Genomic DNA, 20,003 nt, shown 5'->3' with positions numbered 1-20,003 from the left:
GTAAATCAGCGCCAGTGGCCGTGTCCGTGGCCATGACCGCGGTGATAACCACGACCGTAGTAGCGCGGGCCGTAATAGGCCGGCGGCGGTGCGTAGTAGACCGGCGCCGGGCGGTAGTACACCGGCGGCGGCGGGCGGTAGTAGACCGGGGGCGGCGGTGCGTAATACACCGGGGCCGGCGGCGCATAGACCGGGGCCGGGTAATAGGCGGGGCCGCCCACGCCGACCGCCACGCCGGGCACGCCGACGCCGATCGACCAGCTCACGTCGCCGCGGGCGCTGGCCGAGGTGGCGGCAAACAGCGCACCGAAGGCCACCGCACCGGCAGCGGCCCATTTGAAGAGGGTAGAACGTGTGACGCTCATGATGTGGAACTCCTTGTTGAGGGGGCGTTGTGGGCCCATGTGTGTATTGAACGCCCCAAATGCAAACCGCGTGGACGCTGCATTGTGAAGAGCGTTGCCAAAAGTAACCCCGACAGGCCCCCCTCTAGAATGACGCGATGACCTCCCCGACCGACAAAAGCGGCACCAAAACGACCGCTGCACCGAGCAATTTCCTGCGCCATGTGATCGAGAACGACCTCGCACAGGGTGCCTACGCAGGCCGCACCTGGGGCGGTTCCCCGGGCGACGCCGCCCACCACGCCCAGGGCATGCCCGACCCCGCCAAGGTCCGCATGCGCTTTCCGCCCGAGCCCAACGGCTACCTGCACATCGGCCACGCCAAGAGCATCTGGCTGAATTTCGAGCTGGCCAAGGAATACGGCGGCGTGTGCCACCTGCGCTTCGACGACACCAACCCCGAGAAGGAAGAGCAGGAGTACGTCGATTCCATCCGCGACGCCGTGAAGTGGCTCGGCTACGAAACCTACCTGGCCGACCGCCCCAGCGCGCCCGGCACGATTCAGGAACACGAGTATTTCGCCAGCAACTACTTCGACTTCATGTACGAAGCCGCCGAGTACCTGATCGGCGCCGGCCTGGCCTACGTCGACGAGCAGACGCCCGAAGAAATGCGCGCCAACCGCGGCGACTTCAACACGCCCGGCACCGACAGCCGCTTTCGCAGCCGCACGCCCGACGAGAACCTGGCGCGCTTTCGCGAGATGCGCGACGGCAAGCTCGCCGACGGCGCCGCCATCCTGCGCGCCAAGATCGACATGGCGAGCCCCAACATCAACATGCGCGACCCCGCGCTGTACCGCATCCGCCGGGCCACCCACCACAACACGGGCGACAAGTGGTGCATCTACCCGATGTACACCTACGCGCACCCGATCGAAGACGCGCTGGAGCAGATCACCCACTCCATCTGCACGCTCGAATTCGAAGACCAGCGCCCCTTCTACGACTGGCTGCTCGACCGCCTCGCCGAGGGCGGCCTCGTCGCCAGCCCGCACCCGCGCCAGTACGAGTTCGCCCGCCTGAACGTGACCCACGTGATGACCAGCAAGCGCAAGCTGCGCCAACTGGTCGAAGAAAAGCACGTCGACGGCTGGGACGACCCGCGCATGCCCACCATCGCCGGCCTGCGCCGCCGCGGCTACACGCCCGCCGCGCTGCAGCTGTTCTGCGAACGCAGCGGCACCACCAAGTCGGGCGGCTGGATCGAGTACGCCAGCCTGGAGGCCGCGCTGCGCGACACCCTCGACCCCATCGCGCCGCGCGCCATGGCCGTGCTCGACCCGGTGAAGCTCGTCATCACCAACTGGGGTGAGCTGATGGGCAGCGACGACACGCTCGACGACTGCTCCGCCCCCGTGCACCCGCACCACCCCGAGATGGGCAAGCGCGAATTCAAGCTCGGCCGCGAAGTCTGGATCGAGCGCACCGACTACGAAGACGTGCAGCCCAAGGGCTTCTTCCGCCTGTTCCCCGGCAACAAGGTGCGCCTGAAGTACGGCCACGTCATCGAATGCACCGGCGCCACGCGCGACGCCGACGGCAAGCTCCTCGAAGTGCAGGCCACGCTGGTGCCCGATACCAAGAGCGGCACGCCCGGCGCGGACGCGATCAAGGTCAAGGGCAACATCACCTGGGTCGCCGCGGCCGATGCCGTGCAGGCCGAGGTGCGGTTGTACGAGCGTCTGTTCGCCGAAGCCAACCCCGGCAGCGGCGAGCTGCTGGACGAGCTGAACAAGCACAGCCTGGAGGTGTGCACGGCCTTCGTCGAGCCGTCGCTGGCGAAGGCCGAACCCGGCGTGGGCATCCAGTTCGAACGGCATGGCTACTTCGTGCGCGACACGAAGGGCGCCGCCGCCGGCGGACAGGTGGTGTTCAACCGCGCGGCGGGGATGCGGGACAGCTGGGCCAAGTAGGCCCGCTGCCGCACTCTCCCGCAAAGCCGGGGCCGTCAGGGCTCCGGCTTTTTTCTTGCGCCGAGCGTCGACAGACCCCGGCTATCCTGTCGGTTCATGAACGCTACGAGCCCTTCTTCTCGCCTGATCCGCTTCAACAAACCCTACGGCGTCCTCAGCCAGTTCACGCCCGAGGGCCGCTGGCGCGGGCTGAAGGACTTCATCGACCTGCCCGGTGTCTACGTCGCCGGCCGCCTCGATGCCGACAGCGAGGGCCTCCTGCTGCTCACCGACGACGGCAAGCTCCAGGCGCGCATCGCCGATCCGCGCTTCAAGATGGAGAAGACCTACTGGGTGCAGGTCGAGGGCGTGCCGACCGACGAAGCGCTGGCGGCGCTGCGCAACGGCGTGCAGCTCAACGACGGCCCCACGCGCCCCGCACGGGCACGCCGGCTCGATCCACCGCCCGACGTGTGGCACCGCGAGCCCCCCATCCGCGAGCGCAAGCTCATTCCCACCGCGTGGCTGGAGCTGGCGATCAGCGAAGGCCGCAACCGCCAGGTGCGGCGCATGACGGCGGCCGTGGGGCTGCCGACGCTGCGCCTCATCCGCGCCGCCATCGGGCCCTACACGCTCGAGGGGCTCGCGCCCGGAACCTGGCGGGAACAGAGCGGCGACTGAGCCGCCGCACCCTCAACTCCTCTTTCGAATCCTGTCCATGCACATGAACCTTCCTCTCTCCGATCTCCCTTCTGCCGCATTGAACCGCCGCAGCGCCGTGCTCGGCGCCCTCGGCCTGCTGGCACTGCCTGCCGGTGCCGCGGCCCCGGCCAAGAAGAACAGCAAACCGCAGGCGCCCGATGTCTGGCCACGCGCCTTGCTAGTGCCCGGCGGCGTCGCCCGCCTGTCGCTCGGCCCCGCCGCCACGCGCCCCAAGGCCTTCGCCGGTGACGTGCCGCTGCTGGTGCTGGGCGATCCGATCGAATGGACCGCGCTGGTCGGTATTCCGCTGGCCACCCCACCCGGCGAAGCCAGCATCAGCGTGCGCGCCGAGGGCAACAAGCCCGAGCGCCAGATCGCCTACACCGTCGCCCCAAAGCAGTACCGCGAACAACGCCTGACAGTGGCGCCGCGCACGGTCGACCTGTCGCCCGAGGACGAGGCTCGCTACACCAAGGAGCGCGATCACCTGACCGGCGTGATGGCCACCCTCACCGACCTGCGTCCCGACGCCGCGCTGCAGATGCGCGTCCCCGTGCCGGGCCGTCGCTCCAGCTCGTTCGGCCTGCGCCGCGTGTTCAACGGCCAGTCGCGCAATCCGCACAGCGGCATGGACATCGCGGCCGGCACCGGCACGCCCGTGCGCGCGCCGCTGGCCGGCAAGGTGATCGATACCGGCGACTACTTCTTCAACGGCGGCACCGTCTGGGTCGATCACGGCGGCGGCCTGCTGACGATGTACTGCCACCTGAGCCGATGGGACGTGAAGGTGGGCGATGTGCTCAAGGCAGGCGAGCCGCTGGCCGCCGTGGGCGCGACGGGGCGGGTGACCGGGCCGCACCTTCATTGGGGGGTGATGCTGAATCGGACGATGGTGGACCCGGCGTTGTTCGTTGCGGGTTGAGGCACCCAGCCGGAACGCCGTCATGAGTGACAAAGCGCCGACCCTCTTCACCGAAGCCTGCCTAGCCTCCTCGTTCGCGCCCACCGAACGCCGCGAAGCCCTCGCCCGCCTCAACACCCTCTTGCACCCCGCCCTGCAGCGGATCGTCGCCGCCGAAGTCGCCGCGGGCAACCGCGTCGTCGATGTCGGCATCGACTGGCCCGACGAGGGCTCGGTGCACGTCACGCTCCAAAGGCACTTCACGGCCCGGCACGCCGGCAAGCAGGCTGCGTTCAGCCTCTGCGACGACCCGCACTACTGGCATGCCGACTACAGCACCGCGGACAAACCGCGGCACCTGCTGATCTGCTGAAGAGAAGAACGCCGGCCTCAGAGCGGCCTGGTCAGGTACACCGCCTCGCGCCCGACAATCGTGCGCTGCGCGGGCATGAAGATCGTGCAGTCGTCGCACGGCGCGCGGATTTCGTCGGGGCCGTTGGTGGCGATCAGCTCGCCCTTGGCGAAGGTCTCGAAGCCGATCAGCGGGCGCACGAAGGCGAAGTCTTCCGACTTGATCACGTGCGTCTGGAGCAGCTCGAAGCGGCGCTGCTCGCCGGGCGCGGGCACGGCCGGGTCCTTGTCGATGAGGCCGAAGTGCGCCAGGAAGTCGAGCGAGATGGCGGTGGCCAGCTCGGAGGCCGAGCGCAGGAAATGCTGGCCGCACTCGGCCACCAGCGCCACGCCCTTGCCGTCGGCCCGGCCATGCTGGCCGTGCTGGATCAGCGGCGTGCCCGAGCCCAGGCCGTCGGGCATCACCAGGTGCACCGACGGGCGGCCGATGGCCATGGCGGCCTCGGCGTTGCGGTCGAAGGCCGGGTACACCCAGAACGGGATCACGGGCTGGCTCGTGGAATGGATGTCGAGGATGTGGTCGGCCGCGCTCACCACCGGGCGCAGCTCGCGGGCGCGGCGCAGCTCGGGGCTGTCCTCGCTGCCGTCGAGCCATTCGGGCGACCACACGCGGTTGAGGTTGTGCACCAGCTGGCGGCTGTCGAAAGGCAGCGCCTCGTTGAAGGACTCGTAGGCCGCCACATTGGCAAAGCTGACGGTGAGCGTGCCGATCTTCGGGCGCACGCCGGTGTCGAGCAGGTGCGTGGCGGCGGTCATGCCGCAGATCTCGTTGCCGTGCGTCAGCGCGTTGATCAGCACGTGCGGGCCGGGCTTGCCGGACTCGAAGCGGTGCACGTAGTCGATGCCGACGTTGCCCTCGCGGTAGGCGGACAGGTCGCGGGGGAGGACTTCGAGGGCGGGGGGCAATTGGGTCATGGGGTGGTGAACAGGTGGGATCGGGGGCCGCCGGCAAGTTTGCTACAGCTGGCAAATTCGTGCCGTGCGCCGCAAATCCCCCGATGCGGCTCATGTCCTGAGCCGCAACGCCCTCACCAGTTCACTTCCCGCTCCGGCGTCGCCGAAATGTGGTGGATCGACAGATCCGCCCCGTCGTACTCCTCTTCCTGCGACAGCCGCAACCCCATGGTCGCCTTGAGCACGCCGTACACCACCGCGCCACCGATCAGCGCCCAGACCACACCGAGCAAGGTGCCGATGAGCTGCGCCCACAGGTTCACGCCGCCGATGCCGCCGAGCGCCTGCGTGCCGAAGATGCCGGCCGCGATGCCGCCCCAGGTGCCGCACAGGCCGTGCAGCGGCCACACGCCGAGCACGTCGTCGATCTTCCATTTGTTCTGGGTGCGGGTGAACATGAAGACGAAGATGGCGCCGGCCACGCCGCCCGCCACGAGCGCGCCCAGCGGGTGCATGAGGTCGGAGCCGGCGCACACGGCCACGAGGCCGGCGAGCGGGCCGTTGTAGACGAAGCCGGGGTCGTTCTTGCCCATGGCCAGCGCCACCAGCGTGCCGCCGACCATCGCCATCAGCGAGTTGACGGCGACCAGGCCCGAGATCTTGTCGATGCTCTGTGCGCTCATCACGTTGAAGCCGAACCAGCCCACGCACAGCACCCACGCGCCCAGCGCCAGGAACGGGATGTTCGACGGCGGGTGTGCGCTGAGCGAGCCGTCGCCGCGGTAGCGGTTGCGGCGAGCGCCCAGCAGCAGCACGGCCGGCAGCGCGAGCCAGCCGCCCACGGCGTGCACGACGACCGAGCCGGCGAAGTCATGGAACTCGTGGCCGGTGACCGAGGCGATCCAGCCCTGGATGCCGAAGGCCTTGTTCCAGGCGATGCCCTCGTACAGCGGGTAGACGAAACCGACGATCACCGCGGTGGCGATCAGCTGCGGCCAGAACTTGGCGCGCTCGGCGATGCCGCCCGAGATGATGGCGGGGATGGCCGCCGCGAAGGTCAGCAGGAAGAAGAACTTCACCAGCTCGTAGCCGCTTCTTGCCGACAGTTCGGTGGCGCTGACGAAGAAATGCGTGCCGTAGGCCACGCCGTAGCCCACCAGGAAGTACACGATGGTCGACACCGAGAAGTCGACCAGGATCTTGACCAGCGCATTGACCTGGTTCTTCTTGCGCACGGTGCCCAGTTCCAGGAAGGCAAAGCCGGCATGCATGGCCAGGACCATGATGGCGCCGAGAAGGATGAACAGCGCATCTGCGCCCTGTTTGAGTGCGTCCATGAGAGCTTCTTGCAGGTTTTTGGTTTGATTTGGTGCGTCGCACCCGAACGGATCGGGGCGCCGGCGCAGGAAAGCAAAAATGGTGCCCGAAGGCTCTTTGATGGTGCGAAACGACCCAAGAGTGGGCTGATTTCGCGGGGCACGCACCGGATCGGAACGCGCCGCCGAAGCGTTGCTCGGCCCGCTCAGCCTGCGCCGCCGCGCAGCGCGTCGCGATACCGCCGGCTGCAGGGCACGCTCGTGCCGTCGTGCATGTGCAGCCGGGCGTCGCCGCCGTCCAGCGGCTCGATCTCCTTGATGCGGCCCAGGTTCACGGCGTGGCTGCGGTGCACGCGCACGAAGGTGGCAGGGTCGAGCTGGGTCAGGAAGTCTGTGAGCGTGGCGCGCAGCAGGTAGTCGTGGCCGTTGACGTGCAGGCCGACGTAGTTGCCCTCGGCCTGCAGCCAGTCGATGTCGGTGGCGGCGATGAGGAATTCGCGGCGCAGCTTGCGCACGAGGAAGCGTTCGGGGCGGGCCGGCGGTGGGGCTGCCGGCGGGGGCACGTCCTGCACGGAGGGTTCGAAACCCTCCGGTTCCGCCAGCGCCTCGGGCACCGGCGCCACGCCCTCTTCCGGCAGATCGAGCACGCGCGCCTCGCCCTGCAGCCGCAGCATGAAGAGCCGGTAGGCCCACACGCCGAAGACCATCGTGGCGTAGACGCGCACGTCCTTCAGGTACTCGTAGCCCCATCGCCCCATGGCGCCGGCGAAATCGTAGGGCTCGCCGGCCACCGCGTACACCGCGGCACGCAGCCCGAACATCGCCGCGACGTGCGCCAGGCTCAGGAGCACGCTGGCCACCAGATGCCCGGCGAGAAAACGCACCCAGTGGTCGCGCGCCAGCGGCGACAGCCGGCGCTCCACGGCCACCAGCACCGGCACCAGCGCCAGCAGCGCGATGTGGCTCGACACCTCCCAGGTAATGACCTCCCAGTTCGCGCGCGGCACGGCGCGGCTGCGGGCGTCGATGAGCGCGACCACGGTGCTGATCGCGGCGTGCACCGTCATCAGCACGATCCAGAAGCCGACCTCGACGTACCGCCGGATCGGTTCGTAGCGCTCGTACAGGTTCTTGTGCGGCTCGCTCATGCGGGGATTCTCGCGAACCGGGGGCCGGATTTCGTCCCTGGGGGCCACCGTTCGTCACAAATCCGGAGCGATCCGTCCCGGCGATGGCCCCGGGGACGGGCGCGGGGGCCACGATGGCCGCCGTTTCTTCGTTCCAGGAGCCCGCCATGCCCTCCGATTCCGTTTCGGCCCTCGCGCCGCAGCGCCGCCACGACATCGACGCCCTGCGCGCCCTCGCCTTCCTGCTCGTCATCCTCTACCACGTGGGCATGTACTACGTGGCCGACTGGCCCTGGCACCTGAAGAGCCCGCACGCGTCCGAGTGGCTGCCGTGGCCGATGCGGGTGCTGAACCTGTGGCGCATGGACCTGGTCTTCCTGATCTCGGGCGTGTCGCTCGGTTTCCTGAGCCGGGGCCAGGGCACCTGGGGCCTGCTGCGCAGCCGGGGCCTGCGGCTGATGCTGCCGCTGGCCTTCGGCATGGCGGTGGTCGTGCCCTACCAGGCCTATGCCGAGGGCGTGGCGCGCGGGCTGGTGGCGCCGGGCTTCGGCACCTTCCTGCTGCGCTACCTGTCGATGGACGCGCCGTGGCCCAAGGGCGCGTTCGCGGGGGCGGAGTTCGGCATCACCTGGAACCACCTCTGGTACCTGCCCTACCTGTTCGTCTACACGGCACTGGTCGCGCTGACGCTGCCGCTGTGGCGCTCGGCGGCCGGCCAGTGGGTGCGGCAGCGCTTCAACGGATTGCGCGGCTGGCAGCTGCTGGTGCTGCCGGCGCTGCCGCTGCTGGCGTGGACGGTGCTGCTGGCGCGGCACTTCCCGGCCACGCACAACCTGGTGTGGGACTTCCACCTGCACAGCATCTACTTCACCGTCTTCCTCTACGGCTACTGGATGGGCGTGGACACGGGCATCTGGTGCGAACTCGAACGGCTGCGCCGCGTGTCGCTGCTGCTGGCGGTGGTGGCGATCGGCGCGTTCATCGCGCTGCGCGTCGGGGCCGTCGTTGCACCCAAGGGGCTGCTGATGGACGTGCTGCGCACGGCCTACCTGTGGCTCGCGGTCGCCACGATCCTGGGCCATGGCCATCGCCACCTGAACCGCCCCTGGCCGTGGCTGCGCTGGGCCAACGAATCGGTCTACCCCTGGTACATGCTGCACCAGACGCTGATCGTCGCGGGGGTGGCGCTGCTGGTGCCGCTGGCGCTGGGCCCGGTGTGGGAGCCCGTGGCGCTGGTCGCCGTGACCATCGTCGGCTGCTGGCTATTGACCGACGGGCTGATCCGCCGCATCGGCTGGTTGCGCCCGCTGTTCGGACTGAAGCGCAAGCCCGAGCCGGTGATGGTTATGCCGCCTGCTTCGGCTTCGGCGTCGTCGACGCCTCGTCCACCGGCACCAGGATGGCGTTCGCCGTCGCCACGAGCTTGAGCTTGTCTTCGCCTTGGCCTTCAGGCTGCGCGAACAGCTCGGCCCCGACGAACACCTGCTTGCGCCCCGCCTTCACCACGCGCCCGCGCGCCACGAAGGCCTCGCCAATGGCGGGCGAGATGCAGTTGATGGAGAAATGCGAGGCCAGCACGCGGCCCGCCACGGTGGCGGCCGCGAAGCCGCTCACGGTGTCGAGCAGCGCGGCAATCATCCCCGCGTGCAGGAAGCCGGTGTACTGGCCCATGTCTTCCTCGCGCCATTTCATGCGCAGTTCGGCCTGCCCGTCGGCGGCCTGGGTGACGTCGAAGCCGGCCCAGCGGTTGAAGGCGACCGAACGGTTGATGGCCTGGATCGTGTCGAGCATGGGGGTGTCCTTTCAGGGTGAATCAATGGAGGGAAGGCGAGACCCACTCTAGGAAGCCGGGCCGCCGCGCACCGTCTCTTGGGTGACCGGTTCGCCGCCGGCAGATGCCTGCGCGACAGCAACGCGTCCGCGTCACATCGGCGTCATAAAAAAACTTCGCCACGCCTTAACCCCGTTCGCCCGCCCCGTCCGTAGAAGCGGAGATTCGTCACCGACTTTCTTCCGGAAGGCTTTCCATGCACACACCGTTCTCCGCCCGTCCCCTCCTGCGCGCCACCGCCCTCGCCGCCCTCTGGCTGGCCGCGGGCGCGGGCGCCCATGCGCAGCTGCAGGCCGATGCCTCGCGCATCACGCAGGTCAAGGTCTACCCCGGCAGCGCCACGGTGGAGCGCGTGGCGCGCGTCGCGGCGGGCAGCCGCTCGGTCACCTTCGCCTGCCTGCCGGCCGGGCTCGACGTGCAGAGCCTGCAGGTGTCGGCCGGCGCGGCGGTGCGCGTGGGCGAGACCTCGGTGCTCAGCGAGGCGCGCGAGCTCTCGGCAAACTGCGCCACCAGCGCGCTCGACGGCCGCATCCGCGAGCTCGAAGACCGCAAGGCCGCGCTGCAGGCCGAGACCGATGCGCTGGGCATGGTCACGGGTTATCTCAAGGGGCTGTCGGGCGGCGAGTCGGGCCCCGGCACACGCGCGCCGATGGACGCGCGCAACCTCGCGGCCATGACCGAGGCGATGCGCCGCTCGGGCCAGGACGCGCTGCTCAAGCAGCACCAGATCCAGCGCCAGCAGACCGACCTCGACCGCCAGCTCAAGCCCCTGCTGGCCGAGCGCGGCCGCACGCAGGGCCAGGGCGCGCAGGTGACGGCCGTCACCGTCACGCTGGCCGCCAGTGCCGACGCCGACGTGAAGCTCAGCTACCAGGTCAACGGCCCGGGCTGGACGCCCAGCTACCGCGCGCTGCTCGACACCACGACGCGCAAGGTGCGCATCGAGCGCCAGGCGCTGGTGGCGCAGGCCACGGGTGAAGACTGGCGCGGCGTGAAGCTGGTGCTGTCCACCGGCCAGCCGCGCCGCGAGACCACGGGGCGCACGCCGAGCGCGTGGCGCATCGGCATCGAGCCGCCGCCGCGCGCGAACGCCGAGTCGGCGTACATGGCCGCGCCGATGGCCGCAGCCCCCTCGCCCATTGCCGCCGACCGCAAGATGGCCATGGAGCGCGTGCGCGAGCCGCTGTTCGACGTGAGCGTGTTCGACAACAGCTTCGCCACCGAATTCGCCGTGCCGCAAAGCATCGACGTGCCTTCCAACGGCCAGCGCGTGACCCTGGCGCTGGGCCAGCATGAGGACACGGCGCAGCTCGCCGCGCGCACCAGCCCGCGCGTGGACCCGAGCGCCTTCCTGGTCGCCGAGATGACGCAGCCCTCGGGCGTGTGGCCGGCCGGTCCGATGCAGCTGTACCGCGACGGCAACTTCGTCGGCCAGGGCCGCTGGAACGCACCGAGCGACGCGAAGCTCACGCTCTCGTTCGGCCGCGACGAACTGGTGCGCGTGCAGGTCGAGCCCGAGCGCGACAACCAGGGCTCGGGCGGCTTCGTCGGCTCGCGCGCCGAGCGCCAGGTGCAGCGCGCCTATGTGGTCGAGAACCGCCACCGCACGCCGATCGCGGTGCAGGTGCTGGAGGCCGCGCCGGTGTCGGTCGACGAGCAGGTGCGCGTGACCACGCGCTTTGCACCGCAGCCCGCCGAGCAGGCATGGAACAAGCAGCCGGGGCTGGCGATGTGGCGCTTCGACCTGGACGCGGGGCAGACGGCGCGCGTGTCGGCGGACTACACGATCGGGTATCCGAAGGATGCGCGGTTGCAGATGCGCTGATCGGGCGTGTTCAGGGCGTGTGCACAGGCCACCGGGTACTTCCCTCCGCGAATGTCCCCCGGCCTGCGGCCTCCTCCTTGATTTCGCTGCGGGAAGCACCCAGTGTCCTGCGCACGGGGCACGCTGCTGGTTCTCCCCAGCGCACAGGGCTCAGAAGTCGAACTTCGCCGACACCTCGAAAGTCCGCCGCGGCGCCAGCAGCACCTGGCTCGCGGCGCGGCCGGTCCAGGTCGCGTAGAGCCGGTCCGTCAGGTTGCGCACGCGGAAACTCAGCAGTGCGTTCTTCAGGCGGTAGCTCACGGCCGCATCGACCGTGGTGAAGCCGTTGATGCGGATCTGGTTGGCGTTGTCGGTGTACATCGGCCCCGTGTGGTTCAGCGACGCGAAGTACTCGAACTTCGAGCCGTCGGGCCGGTAGGTGGCAAAGATGTTGGCCATGCGCTCGGGCACGTTCGGCGGGGTCTTGCCCACGCGCGAGACGTTGCCGGCTTCCACCAGCGTGTCGAAGCGCGCATCGAGCGCCGCGAGGTTGCCCGCCAGCGTCCATTCGCGCGTGGGCTTCCACACGGCCGACAGCTCGAGGCCGCGCGACGACTGGCGACCGTTGTTCACGGTGGTGGCGGCGTTGTTCGGATCGCGCGAGAGCACGTTGTCGAGTTCGATCTTGTACAGCGCTGCGGTCCACTCCAGGTTGGCCGCGGGCAGGCTCTGCTTGAAGCCCACCTCGGCCTGCTTGCCGCGCGACATCGGGAACGCGGCGTTCGACGCCGACAGCAGGAAGAGCGATCCCACCGGCAGCGTGGCGTTGGTGTACTGCGCGTACAGGCTCGACTGCGGCGACAGGTCGTACACCGCGCCGATGCGCCCCGAGGTGGCGCGGTAGCTCGCGCCGAAGCGCGTGACGCTGCCCGCGTTCAGGTCCCAGATGCGGCGGTCGACCTCGGTGCGGTCGTGGCGCAGGCCGCCGACCAGCGTGAGGTCGCGCATCGGCTTGAGCGCGTCTTCCACGAAGACCGAGGCAACCTTCACGCGCGAGAAGGTGTCGGCGCGGTTGCCCGCGCCGGTGGTCAGCGCGGGGTTGTCGTCGAAGTAACCGGTGTACGGGTCGAACACGGGCACGCGCAGTTGCGCAGCGGTGGTGGCGCTGCTGTTCGAGAAGCGGCGCTGGCTGCCGAAGCGGGTTTCGCTGTACTCGCCGCCGACGACGAAGCGGTTGTCCAGTCCGGCGATCTTTCCCTTGTGCGTGGCGTCGAAGCGGTCGAGCCAGAAGTCCTGGTCGTGCGTGATGAGCGTCTGGTCGCGCGCGATGCTGGCGGGCGGCACGAAGGTGGCGCTTTCGGAGTTGCGGAACATGCGCTTCGATTGGTTGGCCGAGAACTCGTTGCGCCACGACCAGCCGCCGTCGAGTTGTCCCGTAAGGCGCGCGCGCAGCCAGTAGGTTTCGGACGAGTTCTCGTCGTCGCGCACGTTGTAGTTGGTGCGCGCCATGCGCCGGTCGATCACGCGGCCGTCGGGCGTGCTGACGACGTTCGTCGGTTGCGTGGCGAAGCTGCGCGGCACGAGCGGCGTGCCCCAGTAGGCGTCGTTGTCGTCGCGCAGGTAGTCGAACGACAGGTCCAGCTTCACCGAGCCGCCCAGGTCCACCAGCAGGCCGCTCGTGAAGTGATCGATGCGCTCGCCGTTGCGGTCGATGGTGCCCACCTTGGTGTCGTTGCGGCTGTAGTCGAGCCGGTAGGCGCTGGCCTCGCCCAGCGCGCCGCCGAAGCCGAAGGCCGCGCGTGTGGAGCCGTAGCTGCCGTACGAAAGCAGCGCTTCCTTGTGCGGGTTGCTGCGGTCGGGCCACTTGGTCACGAAGTTGACGATGCCGCCGATGGCGCCCTCCCCGTCGAGCACCGAGGCCGGGCCCTTGAGCACTTCGATGCGCTCGTAGTTCCAGGTGTCCTGCACGCGGTTGGTGACGCCCGCGCCCGAGCTGCGCACGCCGTCGTACAGGTACATGAGGCTGGTGAAGCCGCGCAGCGACAGCGTGGTCGGCGACGACGGCGGGCCCCCGCCCGACAGGCCCGCCATGCCGCGCAGCGCCTCGCTGAAGGTGCGCGCGCCGCGCTGCTGGATCGCGTCCTGCGACAGGATCTCGACCGAGGCCGGCGTCTCGCGCACCGACAGGCCCAGGCGCGAAGCCGAGCCGCTCGACTCATCGAGGTGCAGGCTGTTCGCGTCACGGCTGCCTTCGATGGTGACGGTGCCGAGTTCGGCGTTGTTGCTGCTGCTGTCTTGTGCAGAGGCGACTTGCAAGGCGGTGAAGGCGGCCAGCGCGACGGTGGTGCGGGTGAACGGGGTCATGGAGCGGTGCGTGGAAGAAATGAAGAAAGCGTCAGGCCACCGAGAAGCGCCGCAGCCGCCAGGCCGCGAGCCCGAACAGCAGCAGGCTCGGCACCAGCAGTTGCAGCACAGCGAGCGCGGCCTGCCCGCGCACGAGCTCGGCGGGCTCCTCGTGCCAGGCGAAGGTGGGCATGCGGTCGAAGTCGGCCGGGGCGAGCGCATCGCGCGCATCGATGCGCGGGAAGAAGAAGGCCTTCCACGCTTCGTGGTGCGCCACGGTCTGTGCGTCGAAGCGCGCATGGCGCCGTGCGCCGTTGCCGGCCAGCGCGGTCATGCCCTCGTAGGCCACGGCCGCCGGCGACACCGCACCGAAGCGGCCCACCAGCGCCTGCTGTGTCGCCTGCTGCGCGTCGAAGCGCGCGAGCGCGGGGCGGATCGCTTCGTCGACCTCGCGCTGGATGCGGTAGTTAGCCAGCGAGCGGCCGGCGATCTCGATCTTGCCGTCGCGCGGCACGAGGATGGCGCCCTGCCCCACGTGCTGGTACTCGGTGCCCAGCAGGTCCTGGTAGCGCTTCATCGCCTCGGCCGTGACCACGCGCTGGCGCGTGGCCAGTTCGGTGCGCGACGGCGCGGGCGCGGCCTGCGTGACGGCCAGGTTCAGCAGCACGGGCGCGACCAGCACCAGCAGCACCCAGGCGATGACCAACACCATCGCGTTCGTCGCCGACGAGGCGCCGAAGGCATTGACCGCCACCACCAGCGCGAACCAGAACAGCGCGTAGGCGCCCACCAGCAGCGCCCACCACAGCGTGGCGCTGCCCGCGCCAGCTGCCGTGAGCCCCGCATGGCGGGCAATCCACAGCACCGCCACCGGCAGCAGCACGGCCGGCCCCAGCAGCACCGCCGCGCGCACCGTGAGCTTGCCCGCGAGCAGCGTGCGCAGCCGCAGCGGTTGCGACAGCAGCAGGCGCAGGGTGCCGTTCTCGCGCTCGGCCGACAGCAGGTTGTAGCTGAGCGCGAAGATCAGCAGCGGCAGCAGGTAGACGATGACGAAGGCCAGGTCGAAATGCCCGCTCAGCAGGTGCCACGGGCTCTCGATGTCGCTCGGGTTCATGAACACCACGCGGCTCTGGTTCGTGACCTGGTACTGGCTCGGGAACAGGTCGCTCTGCCCCAGCGCGACCGGGCCCAGCGGCGCGGTCGGCAGCAGCACGTGCTGGCCGCCGTAGCTGCTGGCCATGCGCGACGGGTCGGCCGGGTTCTCGAAGGGCGTGGGCTGCGCGGTGCCGGCCAGGATGGCTTCGAGCAGCGTGCGTTGCGTGGTGCGGGTGTCGCGGTCGGCCTGCGCCACCGCGGCCTGCGCGCGGTCACGCTGGGCGGTCTGCAGCAGGCCGTTGCCCAGTGCATAGGCCACGAGCAAGAGGAACAGCGCACCGACGACCCAGAGGCCGCGCTCGGCAAGCATCAAACGGACTTCCTGGCGCATCACGGCCAGCAGACGCCGGCCTTGGGGAGGATGAATGGACATGGGTGGCATCCCCTCTCAGAGCGCGCGCTGGCGCAGGGTGGCGAAGGCCGCGAACGCCACCGCGAGCAGCAGGCCGGCGCACAGCACGAGGAAGCTGCGCGCCTGGTGCCGCAGCGCCCACCCGGCTCCCGGCGGGTGGTAGTCGAAGGGCGGCACGGTGGCCCAAAGCTCGGGCGTGGCCTGGTAGGAGAAGTGGCGGTCGCCGAGCGGATCGGCATGCGCGACGAGGTCCTTGCTCATCAGGTCCTGGATATTGCGGCGGTGCAGCTCGGCGGCCGTGGTGAAGCGCCGGTGGTGCGAGAAGTCGGTGCCCGCCATGCCCATCGAGAAGCTGCGCACCGCGAGCAGCGGCAGCAGCAGGCCGCTCCACTCCTGCACCTTTTGTTGCTGCTCCCAGGTGTCCCACAGGCGGCCGTAGTGGCGGTCGTACACGGGGTACGAGGCCTGGTCGTCCAGGCGCAATGCGATGCCCCACTTGCTCAGCGGCACGTCGCGCCCCCAGCGCTCGGTGGTGCCGAAGTTCTGCTGCCAGACCTGGTTCGACACGGCCTTGAGTTCCGCGCCCAGCGCCTGGTTGAACACCAGCCGCGTCGGGCTCGGGAACCAGGTGCGCGAGAGTTCGGAGAGCACGCGCGGCGCCATCACGGCCTGCCCGATCCACAGCGCGAGCAGCACGGTGATCGCCATGCGCGAGGTGGACGACAGCGCCGACACGCCCAGCACCAGGCACACGAAGATCCCGAGGTAGACCGCGTAGCCCAGCGACCACGCGCCCAGCCGCAGCAGCGCATCGACGCGCCCACCCGGCTCCGCGCCCACCGCCACGGCGACAGCCGCGACCAGTGCCGCCGGCACCAGCAGCACCGCGAGCAGCGCCGACAGCGCGAGCGCCTTGCCGGCCAGCAGGCGCAGCGGCGCCACGCCCAGGCTCAGCGTCTGGCGCAGGATGCCCTGCTCGCGCTCGCCCGCGAAGGCGTTGAAGCCCAGCACGATCACCAGCAGCGGGCCGAGCACCTGCAAGATCCAGCCCACCGACAGGTTGCCGAAGCGCTGCAGGCCGGTCGCGTCCTGCGCGGCATTGAACTTGACTTCGCTCTGGCGGTGCGCCTGCAGCCACACGGTGCTGCCGATGTAGGGGTTGATGCCCGCATCGACCATCGACAGCGGCGGCTCGGGCTTGAAGGCATGCATGCCCTGGTGCGCGGCGTCGTGCGGATGGCGCTTGTCCTGGTGCAGCCAGTCGCGGTAGTCCATGGCCTGCGCGGCCACCTGCTCGGCATGCGCGCCGCGCTGGTGCGCCCAGCCGACGGCCAGCGCGGTGAGGAGCAGCACGGCCACGAGCCCGCCCGCCCAGTACAGGCGGCCATCGCGCAGGCGTTCGGTGAATTCGCGTCGGGCGATCCAGCGCATCGTCATCGGGTCAGGCCCTCATGTGTTGCAGGTAGAGGGACTGCAGGTCGGTCTGGCCGATCTGCGCGCCGTCGAGGCTTTCGACCAGCCGGCCGCGCTTCATGATCCCGACGCGCGTGGCGGTCTGCTGTGCATGGAACAGGTCGTGCGTGGTGGTGAGCACGGCCACGCCGCGGTCGGCCGCGCGGCGCAGCAGGTCGGAGAACTCGGCGGCGGCATGCGGGTCGAGCCCCGAGGTGGGCTCATCGAGCAGCAGCGCCTTGGCCTCTTTGGCCAGCGCCACCGCGATCCACACCTTCTGGCGCATGCCCTTGGAGTACATGCTGACGCGCTTGTCGGCGGCCGCGTGGTCGAGCCCCACCTCGGTCATCAGCGCGAGCAGGCGGTCGCGTGGCAGCTCGTGGCCCAGTGCGAGGCCGGCGAAGAAGCGCAGGTTTTCCAGACCCGAGAGCGTGCCGTACAGCGTGACCTGCTCGGGGATGTACGCCACGTCCTGCTTGGTCGCGACCGGGTGGCGCGTGACGTCGGTGCCGTTGATCTGCACCGTGCCGTCGGTCGGCGCGATGAAGTTCAGGAACAGGTTGATGGTCGTCGTCTTGCCCGCGCCGTTGGCACCCAGCAGGCAGTAGATGTCGCCGCCGCGGATGTCGAGGTCGAGGCGGTCGAGCGCGGTGTGCGCGCCGTAGCGTTTGGTGAGGCCGGAGGCTCGGAGCATGGCGGAGGGATTCCGATGGAAGGAAGAAAGGAAAGACGCGCGCAGGCACGCCCCGGCGTAGGCACGCCGATGCGGTCATCGAGGGGAATGGAAGGCGGCAGCGAGGCCGCCGCGCGTCAGCGCTTGTTCTTGTTTTTCGCGCCGCCTTGCCGCGCCTTGAAGCGCGGGTTGGACTTGCAGATGACGTAGGTGCGGCCGCGCCGCGTCACCACCTGGCAATCGCGGTGACGCTTCTTGGCTTCCTTGAGCGAGGACAGGACTTGCATGTGCGTGGCCGGGGAGTTCGTTCGGACACGCGAATATACGTTATTGCGAATTCATTCTCAATAACTTTGTTGACCTTTCCCCGGCATCCGGGGCCCCGCCGTCGTCAGTGCGGCGGGTGCGCCTTCGGCGCTTTCGCGCCGGCGTCGACACAGGCGGCGCACAGGCCATGCAGCGTGACCTCGTGGTGCGTCACCTGGAAGCCCTTGGGGGCCAGGTCGTGCATCGGCCCCGGGCAGGCGTGCAGCAGGAACACCTGGCCGCACTGCGAGCAATGGAAGTAGTGATGGTGGTGGTGCCCTGCATCGCCACCTTCGCTGGCGCCGTGCGAATGGTGGTCGTGCGGGTCGGCCTTGCAGGCCACTTCGTAACGCGCCGGTTCGCCCGGCAGCTCGACCTTGGCGATCTCGCCGTCGGCCAGCAGCAGCGAGACCTGGCGGTACACCGTCGACAGGCTGATCTCGGGCACGATGGCCCGTGCGTGTTCGAGGATTTCGGGGGCGGTCAGCACGCGGCCCGCGTCGCTGAAGGCGGAGAAAACGGCGTTGCGCTGGCGCGTGAGACGTTGCATCTCTCGATGATAGGGGCGGCCCGCGCGGCCTTCAGCGCGGCGCGCGCAAGACCTTCACGCGTCGGCCGTTGGGCTGCTGTCTGCGTCGGGCGCCTCGGGCTTGGCCTTGCCTTTCTTGCCGCGCGCCGCCTTCTTCGCGGCGCGCTCGGCGTCGGCGCGCTGGCCGGCGGCCAGCCACTGCGCGAACTCCTCGGGCGTCTCGAGCGTGATGCGCCCCAGGTTGCCGGCGCGGAACTCGTGCATCACGATCTCGGCCGCCTTCTGCAGGTTGACCTTGCCCTTGCCCAGCAGCGCGCCGCGCTTGCGGCCGATGGTGTCGAGGACGTCTTCGTCCTTCATGCCGGCCAAGGTGGCGGCGTCGAGCTCGACGAGCTTGAAGCGCGCGACGATGCCCTCGGCGTAGTTCGCCTTGAGGTAGTCCAGCAGCTCCAGCGCCACTTCTTCTTCATCGAAAGCGTTGCGCCCCACCGCGCCGCTGGCCGCGAGGTTGTAGCCGCTCTTGGGCACGATGATGCGCGGCCACAGCATGCCGGGCGTGTCCCACAGGTAGAAGTCGTCGGCCAGCGTGATGCGCTGCTCCAGCTTGGTGATGCCGGCCTCGTCGCCGGTCTTGGCCTTGCGCCCGCCGGTGAGCGTGTTGATGAGGGTCGACTTGCCCACGTTGGGGATGCCGCAGATCAGCACGCGCATCGGCTTGGCCATGCCGCCGCGGTTGGGCGACAGCTCGTGGCAGGCGCGCACGATGCGTTGCGCGGGCGTGGTCAGGCTGGCATCGAGCGCAATGGCGCGGGTGTCGGGCAGCGCGTTGTAGTGCGCCAGCCAGGCCTCGGTGCGCACGGGGTCGGCCAGGTCCTGCTTGTTGAGCACCTTCAGCGTGGGCCGCCCGGCCGTGAGCTCGGCCAGCATCGGGTTGGCGCTGGAGCCGGGCAGGCGCGCGTCGAGCAGTTCGATCACCACGTCGATGTCCTTCACCCGTTCGGTGATGGCCTTCTGGGTCGAATACATGTGACCGGGGAACCACTGGATCGCCATCGATGGATGCTCTTTCTTTCGCGCTGTCTGGAAGGGGGCCGGCCTCGCAGGCCGGGTGCGCATTGTGAACCGGGAAACGGACCGATTCCTCGTTGCTGCGCTTTTGATAGCACCAACTGGCGTATTCACTGGCTTGTTGGCCGCCAGATCACCCCTAGAATCCGCGCGTTGCGCCTGCAGCCGTTTCAAAAAGTCACACCGAGGGAGATCCTTTTCATGGTCCAGCGCCTTGCCGCCGCCCTGCTCGCGGCCACCACCATCCTGTCCGCCACCGCGGCGCATGCCCAGCGCCCGTCGCCGCCGCCCGGCCCGCTGACCGACGGCTTCCTGTGCTGCAACATGCGCACGTATGGCGACTCGATCAGCGACATCAACTACGACGAACAGGGCACGAGCATCGTCCCCGTGGGCACGCCGGCGCGCATCACGGCCTACGACTTCCGCTTCTTCAACCTCGATCTCGCGGGCAAGCCCCAGCGCATCAAGAACGACTACAGCCGCAACATCACGCTGATCGACTTCGCCAAGCGCTACGTGGTCACCGAAGACCCGAAGCGCAAGATCGCCAGCTTCCCGCCTGCAGTGGGCGCCGCCATCCTCGCGGGCAAGGTGATGCCGGGCATGACGCGCGAACAGGTGCTGATGGCACTGGGCTACCCGGTGGCCAGCGAGAACCCGAGCCTGGACGCGCCGGTGTGGCGCTACTGGCGCGACAGCTGGTCGGAGTTCCAGGTGAACTTCGACGCGCAGGGCCTCGTGAAGGACGTCGCGGGCAATGCCGTGGCGCTGAGCCGCGTGCTGGCCGCCGCGCCCTGAGCACCCTTGATCATCCCCGGGTTCGTGTGCGCGGCATGA

19 protein-coding genes are annotated in these 20,003 nt (G+C 69.3%); 7 read left to right on the top strand and 12 right to left on the bottom strand.

The window, feature by feature from the left end; translation table 11 throughout:
• Positions 1-5 precede the first annotated feature (5 nt).
• Positions 6-365 (bottom strand): hypothetical protein, encoded by a 360-nt coding sequence (locus AC1RGU_RS13475; protein WP_070062581.1) that lies wholly within the window; start codon positions 363-365, stop codon positions 6-8.
• A 137-nt stretch (positions 366-502) separates the two neighbouring features.
• On the opposite strand from AC1RGU_RS13475, the gene AC1RGU_RS13470 reads away from it, so the two are divergent.
• The 4 genes from AC1RGU_RS13470 (at position 503) to AC1RGU_RS13455 (ending at position 4,275) form a co-directional block, all read left to right on the top strand.
• A complete protein-coding gene (locus AC1RGU_RS13470) occupies positions 503-2,320 on the top strand; it encodes a glutamine--tRNA ligase/YqeY domain fusion protein (protein ID WP_492696542.1) in 1,818 nt (605 codons plus the stop codon).
• 96 nt (positions 2,321-2,416) lie between these two features.
• Positions 2,417-2,980 (top strand): pseudouridine synthase, encoded by a 564-nt coding sequence (locus AC1RGU_RS13465; protein ID WP_492696541.1) that lies wholly within the window; start codon positions 2,417-2,419, stop codon positions 2,978-2,980.
• Between the two features lie 43 nt (positions 2,981-3,023).
• Positions 3,024-3,923: a peptidoglycan DD-metalloendopeptidase family protein gene (locus AC1RGU_RS13460; RefSeq protein ID WP_492696540.1), complete on the top strand. Its 900-nt coding sequence runs from the start codon at positions 3,024-3,026 to the stop codon at positions 3,921-3,923.
• A gap of 22 nt (positions 3,924-3,945) precedes the next feature.
• Positions 3,946-4,275: a hypothetical protein gene (locus AC1RGU_RS13455; protein ID WP_062476941.1), complete on the top strand. Its 330-nt coding sequence runs from the start codon at positions 3,946-3,948 to the stop codon at positions 4,273-4,275.
• 17 nt (positions 4,276-4,292) lie between these two features.
• On the opposite strand, the gene AC1RGU_RS13450 is transcribed toward AC1RGU_RS13455, so the two are convergent.
• The 3 genes from AC1RGU_RS13450 to AC1RGU_RS13440 all read right to left on the bottom strand — a co-directional run bounded on the left by AC1RGU_RS13450 (position 4,293) and on the right by AC1RGU_RS13440 (position 7,671).
• On the bottom strand, positions 4,293-5,228 hold the full coding sequence (locus AC1RGU_RS13450; protein ID WP_492696539.1) for a M14 family metallopeptidase: 936 nt from the start codon (positions 5,226-5,228) through the stop codon (positions 4,293-4,295).
• A gap of 113 nt (positions 5,229-5,341) precedes the next feature.
• Positions 5,342-6,544: an ammonium transporter gene (locus AC1RGU_RS13445; RefSeq protein ID WP_062476947.1), complete on the bottom strand. Its 1,203-nt coding sequence runs from the start codon at positions 6,542-6,544 to the stop codon at positions 5,342-5,344.
• A 185-nt stretch (positions 6,545-6,729) separates the two neighbouring features.
• Complete coding sequence (locus tag AC1RGU_RS13440) at positions 6,730-7,671, bottom strand: LytTR family DNA-binding domain-containing protein (RefSeq protein ID WP_492696538.1); 942 nt, start codon at positions 7,669-7,671, stop codon at positions 6,730-6,732.
• 146 nt (positions 7,672-7,817) lie between these two features.
• Here AC1RGU_RS13440 and AC1RGU_RS13435 point away from each other — a divergent pair, with 146 nt between their 5' ends.
• Positions 7,818-9,077: an acyltransferase family protein gene (locus AC1RGU_RS13435; RefSeq protein ID WP_492696537.1), complete on the top strand. Its 1,260-nt coding sequence runs from the start codon at positions 7,818-7,820 to the stop codon at positions 9,075-9,077.
• On the opposite strand, the gene AC1RGU_RS13430 is transcribed toward AC1RGU_RS13435, so the two are convergent.
• Positions 8,995-9,441 carry a PaaI family thioesterase gene (locus tag AC1RGU_RS13430; protein WP_492696536.1) on the bottom strand — a complete coding sequence of 149 codons (447 nt, stop codon included), beginning with the start codon at positions 9,439-9,441 and terminating at the stop codon, positions 8,995-8,997. The two genes, AC1RGU_RS13435 and AC1RGU_RS13430, sit on opposite strands and share 83 nt — an antisense overlap.
• A gap of 236 nt (positions 9,442-9,677) precedes the next feature.
• Here AC1RGU_RS13430 and AC1RGU_RS13425 point away from each other — a divergent pair, with 236 nt between their 5' ends.
• Positions 9,678-11,306, top strand: coding sequence for a DUF4139 domain-containing protein (locus tag AC1RGU_RS13425; RefSeq protein WP_492696535.1), 1,629 nt, complete (start codon positions 9,678-9,680; stop codon positions 11,304-11,306).
• 150 nt (positions 11,307-11,456) lie between these two features.
• Here the strand turns inward: AC1RGU_RS13425 and AC1RGU_RS13420 are convergent, their stop codons facing one another.
• The 7 genes from AC1RGU_RS13420 to ylqF all read right to left on the bottom strand — a co-directional run bounded on the left by AC1RGU_RS13420 (position 11,457) and on the right by ylqF (position 19,148).
• Entirely contained in the window at positions 11,457-13,649 is a 2,193-nt protein-coding gene (locus AC1RGU_RS13420) for a TonB-dependent receptor (protein WP_492696534.1), read from the bottom strand.
• A gap of 31 nt (positions 13,650-13,680) precedes the next feature.
• Positions 13,681-15,156, bottom strand: a complete 1,476-nt coding sequence (locus AC1RGU_RS13415) for an ABC transporter permease subunit (protein WP_492696533.1) — start codon at positions 15,154-15,156, stop codon at positions 13,681-13,683.
• 15 nt (positions 15,157-15,171) lie between these two features.
• On the bottom strand, positions 15,172-16,572 hold the full coding sequence (locus AC1RGU_RS13410) for an ABC transporter permease subunit (RefSeq protein WP_492696532.1): 1,401 nt from the start codon (positions 16,570-16,572) through the stop codon (positions 15,172-15,174).
• Between the two features lie 4 nt (positions 16,573-16,576).
• On the bottom strand, positions 16,577-17,281 hold the full coding sequence (locus tag AC1RGU_RS13405) for an ABC transporter ATP-binding protein (protein ID WP_492696531.1): 705 nt from the start codon (positions 17,279-17,281) through the stop codon (positions 16,577-16,579).
• A gap of 116 nt (positions 17,282-17,397) precedes the next feature.
• On the bottom strand, positions 17,398-17,547 hold the full coding sequence (ykgO, locus tag AC1RGU_RS13400) for a type B 50S ribosomal protein L36 (RefSeq protein ID WP_013542562.1): 150 nt from the start codon (positions 17,545-17,547) through the stop codon (positions 17,398-17,400).
• Between the two features lie 104 nt (positions 17,548-17,651).
• Positions 17,652-18,116, bottom strand: coding sequence for a Fur family transcriptional regulator (locus AC1RGU_RS13395; protein ID WP_139706524.1), 465 nt, complete (start codon positions 18,114-18,116; stop codon positions 17,652-17,654).
• A gap of 54 nt (positions 18,117-18,170) precedes the next feature.
• A complete protein-coding gene (gene ylqF / locus AC1RGU_RS13390; RefSeq protein WP_492696530.1) occupies positions 18,171-19,148 on the bottom strand; it encodes a ribosome biogenesis GTPase YlqF in 978 nt (325 codons plus the stop codon).
• 216 nt (positions 19,149-19,364) lie between these two features.
• Between ylqF and bamE the strand changes: the two genes are divergently transcribed.
• On the top strand, positions 19,365-19,964 hold the full coding sequence (gene bamE / locus AC1RGU_RS13385; RefSeq protein WP_492696529.1) for an outer membrane protein assembly factor BamE domain-containing protein: 600 nt from the start codon (positions 19,365-19,367) through the stop codon (positions 19,962-19,964).
• Positions 19,965-20,003 lie beyond the last annotated feature (39 nt).

It is taken from the genome of Variovorax sp. GW823-FHT02B07 (genome assembly GCF_058797695.1).
The sequence above is the reverse complement of the archived record's forward strand: the minus strand, read 5'-3'. Positions and strand labels throughout refer to the sequence as shown.

Bases quoted from the DNA above. Each gene is read 5' to 3' on its own strand.
- AC1RGU_RS13445 (WP_062476947.1), bottom strand. From the start codon at position 6,544: ATGGACGCACTCAAACAGGGCGCAGATGCGCTGTTCATCCTTCTCGGC.
- AC1RGU_RS13420 (WP_492696534.1), bottom strand. From the start codon at position 13,649: ATGACCCCGTTCACCCGCACCACCGTCGCGCTGGCCGCCTTCACCGCC.
- AC1RGU_RS13430 (WP_492696536.1), bottom strand. From the start codon at position 9,441: ATGCTCGACACGATCCAGGCCATCAACCGTTCGGTCGCCTTCAACCGC.
- AC1RGU_RS13470 (WP_492696542.1), top strand. From the start codon at position 503: ATGACCTCCCCGACCGACAAAAGCGGCACCAAAACGACCGCTGCACCG.
- AC1RGU_RS13465 (WP_492696541.1), top strand. From the start codon at position 2,417: ATGAACGCTACGAGCCCTTCTTCTCGCCTGATCCGCTTCAACAAACCC.
- bamE (WP_492696529.1), top strand. From the start codon at position 19,365: ATGGTCCAGCGCCTTGCCGCCGCCCTGCTCGCGGCCACCACCATCCTG.
- ykgO (WP_013542562.1), bottom strand. From the start codon at position 17,547: ATGCAAGTCCTGTCCTCGCTCAAGGAAGCCAAGAAGCGTCACCGCGAT.
- AC1RGU_RS13435 (WP_492696537.1), top strand. From the start codon at position 7,818: ATGCCCTCCGATTCCGTTTCGGCCCTCGCGCCGCAGCGCCGCCACGAC.
- AC1RGU_RS13395 (WP_139706524.1), bottom strand. From the start codon at position 18,116: ATGCAACGTCTCACGCGCCAGCGCAACGCCGTTTTCTCCGCCTTCAGC.
- AC1RGU_RS13455 (WP_062476941.1), top strand. From the start codon at position 3,946: ATGAGTGACAAAGCGCCGACCCTCTTCACCGAAGCCTGCCTAGCCTCC.
- ylqF (WP_492696530.1), bottom strand. From the start codon at position 19,148: ATGGCGATCCAGTGGTTCCCCGGTCACATGTATTCGACCCAGAAGGCC.
- AC1RGU_RS13450 (WP_492696539.1), bottom strand. From the start codon at position 5,228: ATGACCCAATTGCCCCCCGCCCTCGAAGTCCTCCCCCGCGACCTGTCC.
- AC1RGU_RS13415 (WP_492696533.1), bottom strand. From the start codon at position 15,156: ATGTCCATTCATCCTCCCCAAGGCCGGCGTCTGCTGGCCGTGATGCGC.
- AC1RGU_RS13425 (WP_492696535.1), top strand. From the start codon at position 9,678: ATGCACACACCGTTCTCCGCCCGTCCCCTCCTGCGCGCCACCGCCCTC.
- AC1RGU_RS13475 (WP_070062581.1), bottom strand. From the start codon at position 365: ATGAGCGTCACACGTTCTACCCTCTTCAAATGGGCCGCTGCCGGTGCG.
- AC1RGU_RS13460 (WP_492696540.1), top strand. From the start codon at position 3,024: ATGAACCTTCCTCTCTCCGATCTCCCTTCTGCCGCATTGAACCGCCGC.
- AC1RGU_RS13440 (WP_492696538.1), bottom strand. From the start codon at position 7,671: ATGAGCGAGCCGCACAAGAACCTGTACGAGCGCTACGAACCGATCCGG.
- AC1RGU_RS13405 (WP_492696531.1), bottom strand. From the start codon at position 17,281: ATGCTCCGAGCCTCCGGCCTCACCAAACGCTACGGCGCGCACACCGCG.
- AC1RGU_RS13410 (WP_492696532.1), bottom strand. From the start codon at position 16,572: ATGACGATGCGCTGGATCGCCCGACGCGAATTCACCGAACGCCTGCGC.